General features: G+C 41.9%; 22 protein-coding genes. 10 read left to right on the forward strand and 12 right to left on the reverse strand.

All coding sequences use genetic code 11. The annotated features are described in order from the left end of the window. The first annotated feature begins 85 nt into the window (after positions 1-85). Positions 86-619 (forward strand): hypothetical protein, encoded by a 534-nt coding sequence (locus EV282_RS00845; RefSeq protein ID WP_130292956.1) that lies wholly within the window; start codon positions 86-88, stop codon positions 617-619. 53 nt (positions 620-672) lie between these two features. Here the strand turns inward: EV282_RS00845 and EV282_RS00850 are convergent, their stop codons facing one another. Both EV282_RS00850 and EV282_RS00855 read right to left on the reverse strand, forming a co-directional pair. Next, entirely contained in the window at positions 673-1,023 is a 351-nt protein-coding gene (locus tag EV282_RS00850) for a general stress protein (RefSeq protein ID WP_130292958.1), read from the reverse strand. Between the two features lie 176 nt (positions 1,024-1,199). Then, positions 1,200-1,757: a beta-class carbonic anhydrase gene (locus EV282_RS00855; RefSeq protein WP_130292960.1), complete on the reverse strand. Its 558-nt coding sequence runs from the start codon at positions 1,755-1,757 to the stop codon at positions 1,200-1,202. Positions 1,758-2,110: 353 nt separating this feature from the next. On the opposite strand from EV282_RS00855, the gene EV282_RS00860 reads away from it, so the two are divergent. Continuing rightward, positions 2,111-2,341 carry a hypothetical protein gene (locus EV282_RS00860; protein WP_130292962.1) on the forward strand — a complete coding sequence of 77 codons (231 nt, stop codon included), beginning with the start codon at positions 2,111-2,113 and terminating at the stop codon, positions 2,339-2,341. A gap of 257 nt (positions 2,342-2,598) precedes the next feature. After that, positions 2,599-2,922, forward strand: a complete 324-nt coding sequence (locus EV282_RS00865) for a DUF5327 family protein (RefSeq protein ID WP_130292964.1) — start codon at positions 2,599-2,601, stop codon at positions 2,920-2,922. A 214-nt stretch (positions 2,923-3,136) separates the two neighbouring features. Here EV282_RS00865 and EV282_RS20055 read toward each other — a convergent pair whose 3' ends face one another. Continuing rightward, positions 3,137-3,307 (reverse strand): hypothetical protein, encoded by a 171-nt coding sequence (locus tag EV282_RS20055; protein WP_156774322.1) that lies wholly within the window; start codon positions 3,305-3,307, stop codon positions 3,137-3,139. Positions 3,308-3,512: 205 nt separating this feature from the next. Here EV282_RS20055 and EV282_RS00870 point away from each other — a divergent pair, with 205 nt between their 5' ends. Both EV282_RS00870 and EV282_RS00875 read left to right on the forward strand, forming a co-directional pair. Further along, entirely contained in the window at positions 3,513-3,740 is a 228-nt protein-coding gene (locus tag EV282_RS00870) for a YvrJ family protein (RefSeq protein WP_130292966.1), read from the forward strand. A 113-nt stretch (positions 3,741-3,853) separates the two neighbouring features. Beyond that, complete coding sequence (locus EV282_RS00875) at positions 3,854-4,225, forward strand: DUF423 domain-containing protein (RefSeq protein ID WP_130292967.1); 372 nt, start codon at positions 3,854-3,856, stop codon at positions 4,223-4,225. 77 nt (positions 4,226-4,302) lie between these two features. Here the strand turns inward: EV282_RS00875 and gerQ are convergent, their stop codons facing one another. From gerQ to EV282_RS00900, 5 genes are all read right to left on the reverse strand, one after another. Continuing rightward, on the reverse strand, positions 4,303-4,731 hold the full coding sequence (gene gerQ, locus EV282_RS00880; protein ID WP_413466146.1) for a spore coat protein GerQ: 429 nt from the start codon (positions 4,729-4,731) through the stop codon (positions 4,303-4,305). A 60-nt stretch (positions 4,732-4,791) separates the two neighbouring features. After that, positions 4,792-5,223: a cell wall hydrolase gene (locus tag EV282_RS00885; protein WP_130292969.1), complete on the reverse strand. Its 432-nt coding sequence runs from the start codon at positions 5,221-5,223 to the stop codon at positions 4,792-4,794. A 150-nt stretch (positions 5,224-5,373) separates the two neighbouring features. Continuing rightward, positions 5,374-6,117, reverse strand: a complete 744-nt coding sequence (hemQ, locus tag EV282_RS00890; protein WP_130292971.1) for a hydrogen peroxide-dependent heme synthase — start codon at positions 6,115-6,117, stop codon at positions 5,374-5,376. A gap of 75 nt (positions 6,118-6,192) precedes the next feature. Beyond that, a complete protein-coding gene (locus EV282_RS00895; RefSeq protein ID WP_165389310.1) occupies positions 6,193-6,969 on the reverse strand; it encodes a sporulation protein in 777 nt (258 codons plus the stop codon). Between the two features lie 112 nt (positions 6,970-7,081). Continuing rightward, positions 7,082-7,408, reverse strand: a complete 327-nt coding sequence (locus EV282_RS00900) for a four-helix bundle copper-binding protein (RefSeq protein WP_077360742.1) — start codon at positions 7,406-7,408, stop codon at positions 7,082-7,084. A gap of 217 nt (positions 7,409-7,625) precedes the next feature. On the opposite strand from EV282_RS00900, the gene pta reads away from it, so the two are divergent. Beyond that, on the forward strand, positions 7,626-8,606 hold the full coding sequence (gene pta / locus EV282_RS00905) for a phosphate acetyltransferase (RefSeq protein WP_130292975.1): 981 nt from the start codon (positions 7,626-7,628) through the stop codon (positions 8,604-8,606). 222 nt (positions 8,607-8,828) lie between these two features. Here pta and EV282_RS00910 read toward each other — a convergent pair whose 3' ends face one another. Both EV282_RS00910 and EV282_RS00915 read right to left on the reverse strand, forming a co-directional pair. After that, positions 8,829-9,662 (reverse strand): lipoate--protein ligase family protein, encoded by an 834-nt coding sequence (locus tag EV282_RS00910; RefSeq protein WP_130292977.1) that lies wholly within the window; start codon positions 9,660-9,662, stop codon positions 8,829-8,831. After that, entirely contained in the window at positions 9,662-10,462 is an 801-nt protein-coding gene (locus EV282_RS00915; RefSeq protein WP_130292979.1) for a class I SAM-dependent methyltransferase, read from the reverse strand. Before EV282_RS00915 ends, EV282_RS00910 begins: the two co-directional genes overlap by 1 nt. A gap of 505 nt (positions 10,463-10,967) precedes the next feature. On the opposite strand from EV282_RS00915, the gene EV282_RS00920 reads away from it, so the two are divergent. Together EV282_RS00920 and EV282_RS00925 are read left to right on the forward strand one after the other, a co-directional pair. Continuing rightward, positions 10,968-12,251: an HD domain-containing protein gene (locus EV282_RS00920; RefSeq protein WP_130292981.1), complete on the forward strand. Its 1,284-nt coding sequence runs from the start codon at positions 10,968-10,970 to the stop codon at positions 12,249-12,251. A gap of 30 nt (positions 12,252-12,281) precedes the next feature. Next, entirely contained in the window at positions 12,282-12,785 is a 504-nt protein-coding gene (locus tag EV282_RS00925) for a YwgA family protein (RefSeq protein ID WP_130292983.1), read from the forward strand. 49 nt (positions 12,786-12,834) lie between these two features. Here EV282_RS00925 and EV282_RS00930 read toward each other — a convergent pair whose 3' ends face one another. After that, on the reverse strand, positions 12,835-13,044 hold the full coding sequence (locus EV282_RS00930; RefSeq protein ID WP_130292985.1) for a hypothetical protein: 210 nt from the start codon (positions 13,042-13,044) through the stop codon (positions 12,835-12,837). Between the two features lie 111 nt (positions 13,045-13,155). On the opposite strand from EV282_RS00930, the gene EV282_RS00935 reads away from it, so the two are divergent. After that, the gene (locus EV282_RS00935; RefSeq protein WP_130292987.1) at positions 13,156-13,596 is read left to right on the forward strand and encodes an immunoglobulin-like domain-containing protein; all 441 of its coding nucleotides are present in this window, start codon (positions 13,156-13,158) and stop codon (positions 13,594-13,596) included. Between the two features lie 271 nt (positions 13,597-13,867). Here the strand turns inward: EV282_RS00935 and EV282_RS00940 are convergent, their stop codons facing one another. Further along, a complete protein-coding gene (locus EV282_RS00940; RefSeq protein ID WP_130292989.1) occupies positions 13,868-15,181 on the reverse strand; it encodes an NCS2 family permease in 1,314 nt (437 codons plus the stop codon). A 163-nt stretch (positions 15,182-15,344) separates the two neighbouring features. On the opposite strand from EV282_RS00940, the gene EV282_RS00945 reads away from it, so the two are divergent. Beyond that, the gene (locus tag EV282_RS00945; RefSeq protein WP_130292991.1) at positions 15,345-15,884 is read left to right on the forward strand and encodes a YwhD family protein; all 540 of its coding nucleotides are present in this window, start codon (positions 15,345-15,347) and stop codon (positions 15,882-15,884) included. The last annotated feature ends 348 nt before the right edge of the window (positions 15,885-16,232 follow it).

Here is a 16,232-nt window from a genome sequence, read left to right on the forward strand (position 1 = left end):
CCTCTTTTCATTCCCGGGAAAAGCAAAAGAGAAACCGCATGAAAGGAAAAATTTTTCAATAGAATAGAAAACAGGAGGGATGCTCATGGTGGTTTGGCTATTTACAGGGATTGTAATGATTTTATTTGTTTTGGCAGCGCTTTTTATCCCAGCTAAATGGAGGGTAAAAGAAACTGCTGATTTGAACATTTCATGTTTGGAGTTATATGAATTCTTATTGAATCTGAAAAATTGGCCCAGTTGGCAGATGGATGAAAATACAGCTATACCGTTCATGTATGTGGGACCAGAAAGAGGAGAAGGAGCTTCGAAATATTGGGAAATCAACGGCGTCCCGGCTAGTTTAAAAATCGGTCTCTGTGTACAAGGAAAAAATATTCAATACGAGATGAGGATTAATAAAGGCGAAACCATCTTGAGATTCGGTATTATCCTTTCAGGGAATCAACGTTCAACAACACTAACATGGATGTGTGAAGGGACATCTAAGAAGAATCTATTTGAACGGTATCTTACTTTTTACGATAAATGGACGATGAGACGAGAAATGAAGGCGGCGCTATTCAGGCTGAAAAAGATACATGAGCCTCAGTTAGAAGAGTTGAAGCAGCCTGCATAAATGACTAAAAGAGCCGCCAAACCCAAATTGGGTTCGGCGACTCTTTCTTTTTCTTATGGCATGTTCGTTACTTTGTCTTCGTCTTTTACAATGAGTAAGATCTTACCCATGTCGAGTCTCTTCTCATATTGATCTGCCTCAACATCAGATAACCCCATTTCGGTCATCTTCTTGCGCAGTTCATCGCCTCTGGACTCAAACACGTTGCTGAGCGCCGTGCCTAATCCTTCTTCTTTTAATCCGATTGTGCTGATATCCGCATTATCAGCTAGATCACGGGTATCGTCTTTTTCGTGTGACAGGACATAGAGATTGTCTTCATGAATACCTTTTGCTTTCAAATCACTTGCAGCAGCAATCAATTCTTGTTGTGAGTTAAATTCATGTACAATAGGTTTAACCATTTTTTATATCCTCTCCTTTAAACGAAGTTATAGTGTGTATTCACGCAATCAGGAGTTTCTAAACACCAAAATCGTTGTCAATAACAGGAGGATTTTACTATCTTTGAATAACGTTCGTTGCACATTGTTTGATAAAAACAAAAGGCACCCCGCTTGGAGGCACCTTCCTTTATTTATTAATTATCTGCATCTACAACGTCCAGTCTTCCCGTGGCAGGGTCGATAACAAGCCCATGCACTTTGATTCCTTCAGGCAGCAATGGGTGATTTCTGACTAATTCTACGCTGTTTTGTACGGATTCCTCTACACTCTCAAAGCCTTGAACCCACTTTTTAAGGTCAAGACCGGAATATTTCAAGGTATCGAGTGTGGAGGGTTCCACACCACGGTCCTGCATTTCGGCAATCAATGCGTCTGCATTTACATTGCTCATCCCGCAGTCATAGTGGCCGATAACCATTACTTCCTCAGCTTTTAAAGCATAGATCGCAACAAGTATACTTCTCATTACAGAACCAAACGGGTGGGAGATAACCGCTCCAGCGGATTTAATGATTTTCACATCTCCGTTCTTAATGTTCATGGCACTTGGCATTAATTCTGTAAGACGTGTATCCATACAAGAGACGATGACGAGCCCCTTATCTGGAAATTTAGTAGTTTGAAAAGGTTCATATTCTTTGTTTTCAACAAATTTTTGATTGTACGTTAGTATTTCGTTAAGTATGGACATGATTTTCCTCCTCTTTTCTACAGAAAATAATTCACTAATAAAGTAATCGTAAAGTATGCGTCTTTTTCTATCATAATCAGCCTGAACTCGCTAACTTATTCAAGCTTCTACTACCTATTATACAAAAAAGGGTGCTCAATCTGCTCTTTTTTGTATGTGAGGCAGTTTTTTTGTTGATAGAAACTTTGAAACAAAAGCACATTATGACAAACATTTTATCATAAGGTACGTATAATCGCAGTTAACACCACATAAATTGGTAAGTTCGAAGGGAGGAAGAATATAAATAGCTTGCCAGTAGGTTTTTAAATAGATCGGGAACTTATTATTCTTATTTTGAAAGGGGAAGGGACATGGAAGTTATGACGTACATCCTTTGGGTTCTGCTGTTAATGGGGTCTGTTATGAAGAACTATATGGTTGCTGCTTCACTGCCGAAATCGGGACAAGCTCTGCCTGTGGTGGATCATTGGGGGAGATTGCAGCTGGATGATGAATCGGAAAATGTGATTGCAGAATACTTTCAGCAAGCAGTTAACAGCACTTTCAATAATCAGGCGTTCAGTTGGGTGGATACGTCATAACGATTGTTTAACGGATATAAAAAATAGATGAAAAGGGGGAATTCCATTTATAAAACAAGATAAATAGGGATTTGTATGTTTAGCATTCATCTGCATGGCTTGCGGCCTGGATCACCGCACGCATGTTGGTTAATGAGGGTTATTGCGCGGATTTGGAAAGTGAAGGCAGCTTATTTGGAGCTGCCTTTTTGTGCGTTATTTTATTTCTGTTGCCCCGTTTGGTAGAATAAGAAAAAAAGATAGTTGTGGTGAAATAGATGAATATACCAGTAAGCCAGTTTGCGAAAAAAATAGAAAAGCATCTCGCGGAAATCAAGCAATTAGGAGAAAACTCTCCTAAGCTTCGAGAGCATGTCACAGCCATCCATACACTGTGCGAATTAATGATGGAAGCAGGAGATGACGATCAGCTTTCAGTAAAAGAGTGGGTTCCTTCGCATCCGGTTCAAAAACCGCTGAGCATGGTTACGGCTCCCCCAGCTAAAAGCCACAAAAAATCCATGATGGACTATGACATGGAATATGATGATGACGATAACGATGATAACGATGGAAATGGAGATTCCATTTTTGATTTTTAAGTTAGGATTTGGTAAAAACCTGCTCTTTGGAGCGGGTTTTTTCTGTTTTTAGGTGCTCGGTAGTTTATGAGCGAACAAAAAAAGTGGGCGACCGAACAAAAATTTAGTGTGACCGAACAAAAATTAAATGTTACCGCACAAAAATGGCAGGCGACCGAACAAAAATTAATGATGCTTTTTTTACACAAAAAAAAACAGCGTCTATTAAACGCTGTTAGATCGATACGTACGTATGTTGATTTTCCATTCTTTCATCTTTACGTTTTGCGATTTCGATTTTTTCGTTGATCTTTTTATTAGAAAAGTAAACTGCAGCTGCTGTTGCAATTAAACTGAGAGTGGCAAGTCCTAAAATAGTATATATCATCGTAATAATAAGTTCCATTTTGTTGTTCCTCCTTTGTTGTTTGTTCCGTCTTAGTATCTTTATTCCACTATAAAAATTATTTAAACCTATTTTTTGTATAGGTCTAAGGAATCAAAAATGAAATATGAAAAAGGAATGATGGTAAAAATTTCTCCTTCGTTTTATAATAAATTTACGAACATATGTTCGATAACGTTCGAAAAAAATGAGGGGTGAAACAGATATGACGCAAGCGAATGATTGGCTTAACTTAGTAAATCTCCTCGGTAATGTAGGATTTCCTATCGTCATTGCAGGATACCTGCTCTTTCAGTTCGAGAAGCGGATTCAGAGTCTGGAGGGAATTATTAAAGAACTGCATGCAGAGTTAGTAGAAAAAGAGGAGCTAGAACGAAAAATCGATCAATACGTCCGGATGCTGGACACCGAACGCCAAACCAAACAACGTTAGCGTTCGTTTTTTTATCATGGACGAGCTGTCCGCCAAATTCTTTACAATCCTGTGGCAACCTTTTGATTCGGTGAGTTTCAATGGTAAGATATAAGAAAAACAGGAGTGGAACTATGAAGCTTTTTCTTATATTAGGAGCGGTTAATGCCATGCTTGCGGTTATGCTTGGAGCATTTGGCGCACATGCCCTCGAAGCCAAATTAACAGAACGCAACATGCTGGACGTGTATCAGACAGGTGTTCAATATCATATGTATCATGCTTTGGCATTAGTTGCGGTTGGAATTCTTCTTGGAAAATGGCCAGCATCTGCTTTATTAAGTGGAGCAGGGTGGTCATTCTTGATCGGCATTCTGTTGTTCTCTGGCAGCTTATATGCTCTGTCGAACACAGGCATGAAGTTTTTCGGGCCGATTACACCTCTTGGTGGAGTAGCATTTATCGTAGGCTGGATCTTACTGATCATTTCGGTTGTAAAAGCATAATGAAAAGGCGTTCCTTTTGTGGGACGCCTTTTTTCTTTAAAGTGACCTGTCTTGACCAGACATTTATCGTTTTCTTATCAGCGCGGGCTATATTGGGAGAGCTGCCCGGATTGCTGCTGTGTTCCAAATGGATAGCTGTAATTGATCTCCTCATCGAACGTTACGTAGTTTACATATACCATCAATAACAAATAGCGTTTGCCTGTTTGCGGATCACTTAGGATAATGTGATCGCGGCCAGCAGCTTCAATGATTCCTTTAAAAACTTTAGCGTTCCACTTTTCGTTGTTCTCAAAAGTCATATAAACCGTTGCGACCTTGCCTTTGTTGAGACGAAGAATGTTTTCGATATAGGATTGTTCAAGCGGGAGCTGCCCCGGTGCACCGATATCTGCCATTGGTCCGCCACCCATACCTGGTGCCTGCTGGCTTTGGGCCATGTCCTGCGGCACGCCCATACCAGCCATGCCTCCCATCATGCCGCCCATTCCATTCATGCCGTTCATACCATTCATTCCATTTTGCTGCCGGTAATAAGGATTAAAATTATTCATCAACAAGCCTCCCTAAAAGGTGTTAAACACATTCGGACAATCACTTTGTCTTGGCTGATAAAAACAGTGTGCTTTAAAGCTTCCTGAATGCGGCTGATTGTACCACTTAGGCGGACAAGCGCCGCTAGGATCAAAAAACCATAAAGCATTTCTGGCTGGGTGAAACCGCTGGCCGTTAATTACTCTTCTTGCGAGCCGTCTTTCGTTCTCACGTGCACCTTGATAAAAATATCCTTTGATCGTAGCTTCAAATCCACCTGGTTTTTGGAACACCATCTGCTGCATTGTTCTGATATTTTTAAAATCAAGACAGTTTCCACGAATCCGGTTAACGCCTGTATTGCCAACAAGCAGCATGCCTTGGTCGCCTTCACCTTCTGCTTCGGCACGTATTAAACGTGCAAGCAGGTCAATATCTTTACTGTTTGCTTTAATAACAGCCAATTGCCTTCCCCCTCTATGTGTTGATTCTTGGTGTACAAGCAGGGAAACAGAACATTCGATATATGTGTATGAGCCTTTTTGGAAAACTAGACCTTGCCATAAGAAAAAAACCTTTGTCTGAAACAGACAAAGGTTTAAATGATATACATTTTACACTTGTAAGAATGCAGGCACAGCTTCTTTTGTAAGGATATTTCCTACATAGAAAGATCCGAATTCACCGTACCGTGCACTCACTTCATCAAAGCGCATTTCGTATACTAGTTTTTTAAATTGAAGCATGTCGTTTGAGAACAGCGTTACGCCCCATTCCCAATCGTCAAAGCCTACAGATCCAGTGATGATCTGCTTTACTTTCCCTGCGTATCCGCGACCGATCATACCATGGGAGTACATCATTTTTTTGCGTTCTTCCATAGAAAGCATGTACCAGTTGTCGTCACCATCACGGCGCTTGTCCATCGGATAGAAGCAAACATGTTTCCACTTTGGAAGTTCTGGGAACAGGCGGGCTTTGATCATCGGATCCATCTCGCCGCTCTCGTTTTGCGGGTTGTATGTGCTTAGCTCTACGACTGAAACGTAAGAATAAGCTTTAATCGTATATTGAGCAAAAGCTGTTTTATTAAAAGCGTTCTCGATCTCGTTCAATTCTTCCATTGTAGGGCGAAGAAGCATCATCATAAAATCAGCTTTCTGCCCCATAATGCTGTAAAGAGCATGACTGCCTGTTTTGTTTGCTTCTACGTTCTCCCATTTTTCAAGAAACGTTAGAAATTCGTTAATCGCATATTCGCGCTCGTCACTCGTAAGCGTTTTCCAAGCGGCCCAATCCATCTCACGGAAATCATGAAGGCAATACCAGCCTTCTAGTGTAATAGCTGCTTCACTCATCGTTTTATTCACTCCCTGCTAAAAATAAACACGTCCCTACAAATATACCATAAGTAGGGACGAATCCAAAAAGGGTTAGCTGAATTGACGGAGTGTGTGTTCGATCTTGGCTTTTACGCTTGATTGGTTTTGGAGCTCAGTACGTGCAAGGGTCATGCGCACTTTTGTTTCATCAAGGTCCATTGCTTCTTCCAGCATGCCGAACAACCCTTTTCCGCGCTTGTCGATCTCCATTAAAAGCTCGATGCTGTCGCTTTGCGGAACTAAAATAACTTCAAGTTCATCAAGTTTCCCAGCATATGTACCTGAAGTTGGTACGTACTCAAATTCCTGCAGGAAAGGAAGTCTGCGGCGCATATAGCGCGGAGCAGATCCGCAATATGCTTTGCGAAGCCTAAAGCCAAGCTGCTCGATCGAATCAAAAATGGCAGATGTTTCTGCATCAGGGTGTACACGGATCTGATCGTTGTCTGTTGGGTCAACGGCCATCTGAATATCCAGACCGGTCTTGATCCAAACAGGGGTGTGTCCGAGTGTATAAGGCGTATCATATGGAAGTTTAAGAGAGAAAGGAATCTCCTGAGAACTCCCTGCCTTGACAACAAGACTTGTGCCAACCGTTGTGTTTCCAATCGCTGCTGTATCACGCACTTTTTTATCATCAACTTCACGGTAAAATTCAGTCATCACATAAAGCGTGATGTGGTCAATGTTCTGATCCACTTTTCCGCCTTCTATTTTAATCGTACCTGTAATCGTTTCGCCAGGTGAGTAAGTATCCTTATCTAAAATCGTGTCTACCTTTGCTGCTCCAATTCCTACACTAGCCAACATACGGTTAACAAAAGACATGCCGATTCCTCCTCCAAATTTATCTCTCAATTTTACGGAAGGAAAAGGAAAAAGATTCATTTTCAAATAAGAAAACTTTCTCCCGTTTGGAAGAAAGTTTTCTTGGTTTTTATTATGCGACCATTTTTCTGCAAACTTCTGCACATCTGAAGCAGGCTTTCGCACACTCCTGACAGTGCTGGTGATCATGCTGTTCACATTCTTTTCCGCAAGCTTCACATACTTTCGCACATAGTTCACAGATCTCGTTGATGAATGGACTGTTACGCGCCATCATCTCTGCGGCAAAGCTACAGATGTCAGAGCATTCACGGTCGAGTCTGATACAATTAGCCATCATCTTAACATCCTCTTCCTGCAAACAAGCATCATAGCAGTGGTTACACGCCTGCATGCAGCGCAGGCATTCATCGATACATTCTTGATATGTTTGGTGCATTCCAAAAACGCCTCCCTAAATAAGATTTCAGTTAAAGGTTTCCCTCGAGTATTTGTTTTAAACGACTAAACTGCAGGCGTTGAAAAATTCAAAATAAAAGAACTTCTCTTATCAAGCGCTTACAACTGTATGGATAGGTTTAAAAGGTCATAAAAAAGGAGTAACCTAATAGGGAATGTAAATTGCAGAGTCAGATATATAGGAGGCTATTTTTCTTATGAGTGATCTTTTTATAGATTTAAAAAACAAAGTACAAGCAGCGAATCCGGTTATCGTTTTTCCTGAAGGAACGGATGAAAGAATTCTAGAAGCAGCAAGCCGTCTAGCTTCTGAAAAAGTGTTGCAGCCTATTTTAGTAGGAGACCGAGCGGAAGTTTCTGCAAAAGCAGATGCAGGTGGGTTTTCACTTGATGGAGTAGAAGTTCTTAACCCAACTGAATATCCAGAGTTTGATGCGTTAGTTGCTTCACTGGTAGAACGCCGTAAAGGGAAAACAACAGAAGAGCAGGCAAGCAAGATTTTATTGGATGAAAACTATTTTGGCACGATGCTCGTTTATACGGGAAAAGCACAAGGACTAGTAAGCGGAGCGGCTCACTCAACTGCTGACACGGTTCGTCCGGCTCTTCAGATCATCAAGACAAAAGAAGGCGTTAAAAAAACGTCTGGTGCGTTTATCATGGTGCGCGGCGACGAGAAATACGTATTCGCTGATTGCGCGATCAACATTGCACCATCCAGCCAGGATTTAGCTGAATCTGCGGTTGTTTCTGCTGAAACGGCTCGCGTTTTCGGCATCGATCCGAAAGTGGCGTTGCTTTCTTTTTCAACAAAAGGATCTGCAGTTTCGCCAGAGACTGAAAAAGTAGTAGAAGCACTCGAAATTCTTAAGGGTATGGACCCGAACTTTACGTATGACGGGGAGCTTCAGTTCGATGCAGCATTCGTACCGTCTGTTGCAACGAAAAAAGCGCCATATTCACCTTTAAAAGGGGAAGCGAACGTATTTATCTTTCCAAGTCTTGAAACTGGGAACATCGGCTACAAGATGGTTCAGCGTTTAGGCGGATTTGAAGCGATCGGACCGATCCTGCAAGGATTAAATATGCCTGTTAACGATCTTTCCCGCGGCTGTAATGCAGAAGACGTGTATAAATTAGCATTGATTACAGCAATGCAGTCATTAGATGTAAAATAATTAGGAAAGCCAGCTCGGCTTGAGCTGGCTTTTTCTTATGGAGTACAGGATTTTTTCTGCAAATTCTTTGTGGAAAAAACAAATAAATAGGCGACCGAACAAAAATTGCAGGTAACCGAACATAAAACAACGCTAACCGAACAAAAAGGTCGGCCGACCGAACAATTTTTCTTCTCTACCGTACAAAAAATGTTTGTGTCCGCTTGGAAAAGACACTGCCACTCATAGTGACAGTGCCTTCTCATTTCGATCCCACATTCTCTGTATATTTCCTGGAAGCAGCTCGCTTTCTTCAGATGATAGCTGGCCGCTGTAAAAAAGCTCGCTGTTTTTATGAAGCACGTTTAAAAGACGAGCATGGATATCAGCTACCGTCAAAGGACGGCCAAGCAAATCCGCTAGACTTGCCATAACTTCCGGCCGGATCTCAGGGTATTGAAATTTTGTTTTTTCGCCTCTTAAGCCACGCTTGTAAAACTCGCCGATTATAGATGCACGCTCTGAACCGCTGCCGTCCACACAAAGGTAGATCTGCACCGCAACACCGCCGCGCATACGCCGCTGAGAAATGCCGGCGAATTTTTTTCCGCCGATGCTTAGATCATAGCTTCCCGGGCAATAAGAGCCGACGATCTCATAGGCATCAAATGACGCTCCATAAGGTTCTAGCAGCTGTTCCACTAATGCAGTCATCGTGTCATAGCCTTGGTTGATGTCGATCGTCCCTTCTTTTTCAGGGAGAATGAGGGAGATGTTCAATACACCTTCATCCAGAACAACGGCAAGACCGCCAGAATTCCGTACGATCACCCGATAACCGAGAGCCTCCAAATGCTCGATCCCGTCCTTTAGATAGGGAAGGCGTGTATCCTGAATGCCGAGAACGATCGTATTGTGATGGACCCATGTGCGTGCCGTGGCAGGAGAGTTTTCGCTTCCGATCGATGTGCACAGCGTATCGTCGGTCGCAAAAGATTGTCTCGCATCAAATCCTGGTCCGAGCGTTGACTGGTCGATCAGTCGCCAGGCAGGCTGCTCTAACAGATGATTCGTCATTACAGTTTCTCCGCAACGATAATGAATGATTTTGGAATGCCTCGGTCCAGTTCGTCTGGGTGTGGCTCTTCAACGAGCTGTTTGATCCATAGGCTCTGGCTTCCAATTGCCGTAACGATTTCTCCAAGCGTCCATTGTCGGATCTGAACTTGGAATGGAGCTCGTTCTTCAGACGTTGCATATTGCAGTTCAGGCAGGAATTTGGAGTAAGCAACATCCATCGTTACAAGCTCTTCACTAAAGTAATCACCAGTGACTTTGTGCTTTCTTACAGCTTGGCTTTTACCTTGAGATTCTATCAGTTTTGTAGAAACAGGATGGAAGTCTTGCAAAATCAGTTTTCCGCCCGGCTTTAATAAGCCTGCGACTACCTCAAAATAGGCGTTCAAGTCGGTAAAATAATGCAGAATGCCGTTTTCCATGAAGGCCATGTCATAATCAGCTGTTAATTCTGACTCTGGCAGATTTAAAATATCTTCAACTACATAGCGAATGTTTACGTCGGCCGCTTCAGCCAGTTCGCGAGCATATGCAGCGTTTGATTCTGAAATATCGACAACTGTAGCATCCGCCCCAAGCAAAGACAAAGCGACTGCTTTACTGCCGTGTGATCCTAAAAGGTTGACGATTTTTTTGCCGGACACATCTCCAACATATTGATCGAGTGGCTGAAGCCGTCTTTTGGGATCTTTCAATATGCGGGACACTGCTTTTTCAGGCGCGCCAAAACGGTTGACCCACGCCTGATATGAAGAGTTGCTCCATGCCTGTCCATTTTTTAATCTTCGTTCTTGATCCATGAATTGTTCCTCCTGCGATCTATATAAAAAGTTGAGTACGCTTCTTTGACTAGTTGATTGGAGTGAAAGGTGCGAGACTCCGGAGGGATGAGTGGGACAGGTGAGACTCCTGAAGGCGCAGAGCGCTAGGAGGCTCACCGCACACCCCTCGGAAAGCGAGCATCCTGGAGCGTAAATCAATATATACTAATACTTCAGCGTTTTCAAAACAGCTATATAAAACTATCATTTCCGTTATAAGCTTTATCTAGTATAACTCATATTGAAAGGGGAAGAAAATGGTGGATTTATAGCACCTTTTGCCGATATAAATGAGAGCGATATAGAAAAAAATAGTGGTTGTTTTGAAAGTTAGTAACACGATACAATAGGGTATATTCTATTAAATAAATCACAGATTCCTTTCAGAAAATACCTTCTCAACATGATTATTGAGGAAGGGATTTTTCTTTTTTAAGAGAACTCTTACCTATAAATGCTGGCAGAAGGAGCAGGGAAAAATTCAATGGCGAAACCATTAGGAAAGCTGCACGAAGAAAAAGTGTTTAAAGACCCGGTACACCGCTATATTCACGTTCGTGATGAACTGATCTGGCGGCTGATCGGCACACGCGAGTTTCAAAGACTGCGAAGAATCAGGCAGCTGGGTACGACATATTTAACCTTTCACGGTGCTGAACATAGCCGTTTTAGTCATTCTCTTGGTGTTTACGAGATTACAAGGCGAATCATAGATATTTTTCAAGAAAAACAAACGTGGGATCCGGAGCAGCGTCTTCTCGTTCTATCCGCAGCGCTTTTGCATGATGTGGGACACGGTCCGTTCTCTCATTCGTTTGAAAAAGTGTTCGGGGTGGACCATGAAGAGTTCAGCCGGGACATCATTTTAGGGAATACAGAAGTGAATAGCGTCCTTTTGCAAATGGGTGAAGATTTTCCGAAGCAGGTTGCAGAAGTAATCGCGAAAACACATCCTGATAAGCTGATCGTCAGCCTGATCTCGAGTCAGATTGATGCGGACAGAATGGATTACTTGCTGCGTGATGCGTACTTCACTGGGGTCAGCTACGGAAACTTTGATATCGAAAGAATTCTTCGCGTGATGCGGCCGACTGAGGATGGCGTTGTCATTAAATCCAGCGGCATGCATGCGGTAGAGGACTATATCATGAGCCGTTATCAGATGTACTGGCAGGTTTATTTTCATCCTGTTACGCGCAGTGCAGAAGTGATTTTAAGTAAAATTCTTCATCGGGCGAAGGAGCTTTATGAAACAGGGTATACATTTAAAAGAGAGCTGTCTCATTTTAAGACTCTATTTGAAGGCAATGTGTCGCTAGAGGATTATATATCACTCGACGAGGGTGTCATTCATTATTATTTTCAAGGCTGGATGGATGAAGAGGATCCGATTTTAAGTGATCTTTGTATCCGTTTTATCGACAGAAAATTATTTAAGTATACGGAAATGGTTTCATTTACAGACGGTCATTTATTGTCTGCCTATTTTCAGGAAGCGGGGATCAACCCGAAATATTATCTTGTCGTAGATTCATCTTCTGATCTTCCGTACGATTTTTATCGTCCTGGTGAAAAAGAAGAGCGTCTCCCGATCAATCTATTGAAACCAAACGGAGAAATTCGGGAGCTATCCAGAGAATCAGATGTGGTTGAAGCGATATCAGGAAAGCGTCGCACCGATCATAAACTGTATTTTCCGATGGATTTGATCGAGGGCATTAAGGATGAGTCACTGAAAACGAAGATAAAAGAGATTTTACATAAATAGAACGAAAAAGGATGTTAGGGGGAACGTACTGTGTTTGAGGATCATTTAAAAGTTGTCACTCTGATTCAGGAAGCCGGGGAAGTGATTGGCCGAAAGAAGCTTCAAAAAATGGTATACATCGCGAAAAAGCTAAACTTTCCTTTTCAAGAAAAGTACCAGTTTCATTTTTATGGACCATATTCTGAAGAACTGACGCTTAAGATTGAAGAGCTATGCAACATGGGATACATACATGAAGTGAAGGAAAAGGTAAGCGGCTATTCTCAATACCGATATGCTGTGAACGAAGAAGGACAGAAGCTTCTATCTACTTATGGAGCTGAGATCGAATTGCTGGGTGATTGCGTCCGATCGATGAATGAACAACCGTCCCGTTTCTTGGAACTCGTTTCAACGATCATGTATTTTGATAAGTTTGATGAAGATGAGATCAAAGAGAAGGTTCAGACGGTAAAAGCGAAGCAGAAGTATACGGAAGAAGAAATGGATGAAGCTTTTGCTTATATTTCAAATTTAAAAAATCGGGTGCAATAGAAATAAACCTGTTTGAGGGCTGTTTTTAGCCTAAGGACAGGTTTTTTATTTACCATTTAAACTGAAGAGGATAACCATTATGGTACAATCCATAAAAATAGATGAAACCAATAAATAAAGAAAACGGAATGATTAACCCAAGAAGTGTAGTTATAAAACCTAGTAAAATGCTTTTTTCGTATAAACGAGTGCCGTAATAACCGATTCCAAGGGCTAAGGACATCAAAACTAAAACAGTTGAAACAAGCAAAATATTCATGCTAGCACCCCTTTATTAACAGCATATCCACCTCTTTATGACTGTAAACGACAGTTTATATGAAACTTTCTGATTCTGATAGCGACTAATAGGAAAAAGGAGGGCTTAGTGATGAAAAACATGAAGCTTATTTTTATGGCATGCCTGCTCGTTCTCCTTGCCGCTTGCGGCAGTAAGCCAGCCCCGGAGGAGGACAAAAAGAGCGGAGCACCTCAGGCGGAGAATGATATGCCTAAAGAAGAAGCGGGTGTGAAGGCAGAAGTTAAGCTTGAAGATGGAAGTGAAGAAGCAAAATTAACGCTGAAAAACAGTTCAGATAAAGAAGTCGGAACAGGAGTAGCTTTTGCTCTTGAGAAGTGGGAAGACGGAAAATGGAACAAGGTCAATCCAGATCAAATGTTTACCGAGCAGATGATCATGGTAAAAGCAGGAGCAAACTACGAGCAGCTTATTGAACTAAAGGATCAAGAAGCCGGAACGTACCGAGTGTCGAAAACCTTTTTTGCAGAAGAAGAGAAGCATGATGTAGCAGTTGTGTTTGAGAAGAAATGATAAGGTGTTTTCCTAAACTTAGATGCACTTGAAAGTAGTTGATTTCCGCTCCAGGACGCTCCCTTTCCACGGGGTGTGCGGTGAGCCTCCTAGCGCTCTGCGCTTTTAGGAGTCTCACCTGTCCCACTCATCCCGTAGGAGTCTCGCATCCTTACACTCCAATCAACTAATCAATGAAGTGGATACTCAAAACCAAAAATCTTTTAGAAAACAGCCAAATAAAAAGACCGGTATCAGCTCAACGAAATCAGAGCTGACCGGTCTTTTATGTTTAGTGAGGCAAAAACGCAAGCTGATAGAAGAATAATACAGCGAACAAATAAACTAAGAAAGGTACTTCTTTATATTTGCCTTTCACGATTTTTAAAATTGGATAAGAAATGAATCCAAGTGCGATTCCTGTTGCAATGCTGGAAGTTAGCGGCATTGTTAAGATGATCAGGAATGCCGGGAAAGCTTCGTCTAGCTCGTTCCAATTGATCTTGCTTAGTGAACCGAGCATCAAGCTTCCCACGATGATCAATGTTGGAGCTGTAATCGCCGCAAGACCTGAAATCGCACTTACGAGCGGCGCGAAGAATGCAGCAGCGATAAATAGTATGGCAACGACTACGGATGTTAGACCTGAACGTCCTCCTGCCGCAACACCTGATGAAGACTCAATGTAAGCACTTGTTGGGCTAGTTCCGAATGCTGCACCGACAGTTGTTGCAACTGAATCTGCTAAAAGCGCCTGGCGTGCACGAGGCATCTTGTTGCCTTTCATAAGACCGGCTTGTTCTGCAACACCTACCATCGTTCCCGTTGTATCAAAGATCGTTACAAGCAAGAAAGAAAATACAACAGCATATAATCCGTATTGGAACACATCTCCGAATGCTGTGATCGGATCGCCAAAAATGAATAGTTCCTTTGGTAAGTTTGGTGCTGCTACAAATCCATCAAACTTTAGCTGTTCTGTGAAGTAAGCAATAGCACCCGTGATGATCATTCCGAAGAATAATGCACCGTTCACGTTAAGAGCCATTAAAATGAGTGTGATCGCAAGTCCGCCTAGTGCAAGCAATACTGTAGGCGAATGCAGGTTGCCAAGACCTACTAAGTTTTCAGGGTGCGCAACGATGATTCCTGTTAAACGCATACCGATAAAAGCGATGAAAAGTCCGATACCAGCTGTAATTCCGTGCTTTAAGTTGGCTGGGATCGACTCAATTAATTTTTCGCGAAACGGTGTCAGTGATAAAATAACAAATAGGATACCCGCTACAAAAACAGCACCAAATGCGATGCGATAATCAATATTTGTATTGTTTCCTACTACTGAGAATGCAAAATACGCGTTTAAACCCATTCCTGGGGCAATGGCGATCGGATAGTTAGCGAGCAGTGCCATCCATAATGTTCCGACAACGGTGGCAATGATCGTTGCCATAAAGACTGTATCAAAGGGAACACCAGCTGAATGCAGGATGATCGGGTTCACAATTACGATATAAACCATTGTTAAAAAGGTTGTTATACCCGCCATAATTTCAGTTTTTACGGTTGTTCCAAGTTCTTTTAGCTTAAAAAAAGATGAAAGCATATGTTTGGACCTCCAAAATACGAACGATTTATAAGTACATGATATATAATATTCGTTTTTAGGTAATTATTCAACCTATTTGTGATAAGTTTCTTCTAAGAGTTTTTGTTCTTTTTTGTGATACAATACGTGGTAGCAAAGAATGTTAAGAGGAGCTGGAAGCATGAAAGATTTTTTCAATTCCAATAACGCCAAAGACGGCGATAAAAAGAAAAAAGGTATGGGGTTCACCATTATTTCAGGTGACTCTACTGACGGGCATGGGGGATACGGTGTTGGAAGCTTAACGCTAGACCATGTTACCCCTGTAATTGTAGATGTGGAAGACGCTGTAGCGTATATCGATATGGGCGCTATGCACGCTCGAAGTGATGTTGAAAAACGCATTAAGTTCACTCCGAATCGTGAAGATACGCCAAACCCAAGATTATATTGGCTTGTTTGGGTGACGATCAACCGTGGTCCAGAAGGTCCTTACTATTTCGGCTTAACAGCTTGTGAGATGCAAGTAGATGTTGAAGCACGAAGAGGTTATAAGAGTTTGCCTGAACATGTGAACCGTATGGATAAATCCATGAAGGGTAAAGTCATCGTCGAGGATATGGATGTGAATGCTCGCCGAGTGCTCGGAAACTTCTTAAAAGAGCATGATGAAGAGATGTTCAATCGTTCTGGAGATGAAATCAAGTCTTTAGTGGAATAAAAATGGCAAAGTTATGAACCTTTTTTGAACATTTTTTAAAAAACTTGTGACAAGAAAGCACTTCCATTAAACTAATAGGTAGCATTGTACACACAATGTTTCTAGGACAATAAAGTGCCCGGGACCCCGTATAGGTCTCGGGCATTTTATTTTGTTCTTTTTTTTTGTGTGCGATACAAGATGTGAGCACGTGTCGGAAATTGTCGACGAGTGTCGACTTGCGGATAAAGTGCAAAAACTCGTGGATTCATAGCCTGAATTTCTGGATTGAAGGCTGAAAGTTTTGGATTCACATCCAAAACTTTTTGATTCAACCCGCAATCGAAACATTCGAACCACTCTGGACCG

It is taken from the genome of Fictibacillus sp. BK138 (assembly GCF_004216955.1).
In the GTDB taxonomy this organism is placed as follows: Bacteria; Bacillota; Bacilli; order Bacillales; family Fictibacillaceae; genus Fictibacillus.

Coding starts and splice junctions, on each gene's coding strand:
- pta (WP_130292975.1), top strand. CDS start 7,626: ATGAGTGATCTTTTTATAGATTTAAAAAACAAAGTACAAGCAGCGAAT.
- EV282_RS00850 (WP_130292958.1), bottom strand. CDS start 1,023: ATGGTTAAACCTATTGTACATGAATTTAACTCACAACAAGAATTGATT.
- EV282_RS00875 (WP_130292967.1), top strand. CDS start 3,854: ATGAAGCTTTTTCTTATATTAGGAGCGGTTAATGCCATGCTTGCGGTT.
- EV282_RS00860 (WP_130292962.1), top strand. CDS start 2,111: ATGGAAGTTATGACGTACATCCTTTGGGTTCTGCTGTTAATGGGGTCT.
- EV282_RS00910 (WP_130292977.1), bottom strand. CDS start 9,662: ATGACGAATCATCTGTTAGAGCAGCCTGCCTGGCGACTGATCGACCAG.
- EV282_RS00900 (WP_077360742.1), bottom strand. CDS start 7,408: ATGCACCAAACATATCAAGAATGTATCGATGAATGCCTGCGCTGCATG.
- EV282_RS00855 (WP_130292960.1), bottom strand. CDS start 1,757: ATGTCCATACTTAACGAAATACTAACGTACAATCAAAAATTTGTTGAA.
- EV282_RS20055 (WP_156774322.1), bottom strand. CDS start 3,307: ATGGAACTTATTATTACGATGATATATACTATTTTAGGACTTGCCACT.
- EV282_RS00845 (WP_130292956.1), top strand. CDS start 86: ATGGTGGTTTGGCTATTTACAGGGATTGTAATGATTTTATTTGTTTTG.
- EV282_RS00940 (WP_130292989.1), bottom strand. CDS start 15,181: ATGCTTTCATCTTTTTTTAAGCTAAAAGAACTTGGAACAACCGTAAAA.
- EV282_RS00935 (WP_130292987.1), top strand. CDS start 13,156: ATGAAAAACATGAAGCTTATTTTTATGGCATGCCTGCTCGTTCTCCTT.
- EV282_RS00865 (WP_130292964.1), top strand. CDS start 2,599: ATGAATATACCAGTAAGCCAGTTTGCGAAAAAAATAGAAAAGCATCTC.
- EV282_RS00895 (WP_165389310.1), bottom strand. CDS start 6,969: ATGTCTTTTGTTAACCGTATGTTGGCTAGTGTAGGAATTGGAGCAGCA.
- EV282_RS00945 (WP_130292991.1), top strand. CDS start 15,345: ATGAAAGATTTTTTCAATTCCAATAACGCCAAAGACGGCGATAAAAAG.
- EV282_RS00870 (WP_130292966.1), top strand. CDS start 3,513: ATGACGCAAGCGAATGATTGGCTTAACTTAGTAAATCTCCTCGGTAAT.
- hemQ (WP_130292971.1), bottom strand. CDS start 6,117: ATGAGTGAAGCAGCTATTACACTAGAAGGCTGGTATTGCCTTCATGAT.
- EV282_RS00920 (WP_130292981.1), top strand. CDS start 10,968: ATGGCGAAACCATTAGGAAAGCTGCACGAAGAAAAAGTGTTTAAAGAC.
- EV282_RS00930 (WP_130292985.1), bottom strand. CDS start 13,044: ATGAATATTTTGCTTGTTTCAACTGTTTTAGTTTTGATGTCCTTAGCC.
- EV282_RS00915 (WP_130292979.1), bottom strand. CDS start 10,462: ATGGATCAAGAACGAAGATTAAAAAATGGACAGGCATGGAGCAACTCT.
- gerQ (WP_413466146.1), bottom strand. CDS start 4,731: ATGAACGGCATGAATGGAATGGGCGGCATGATGGGAGGCATGGCTGGT.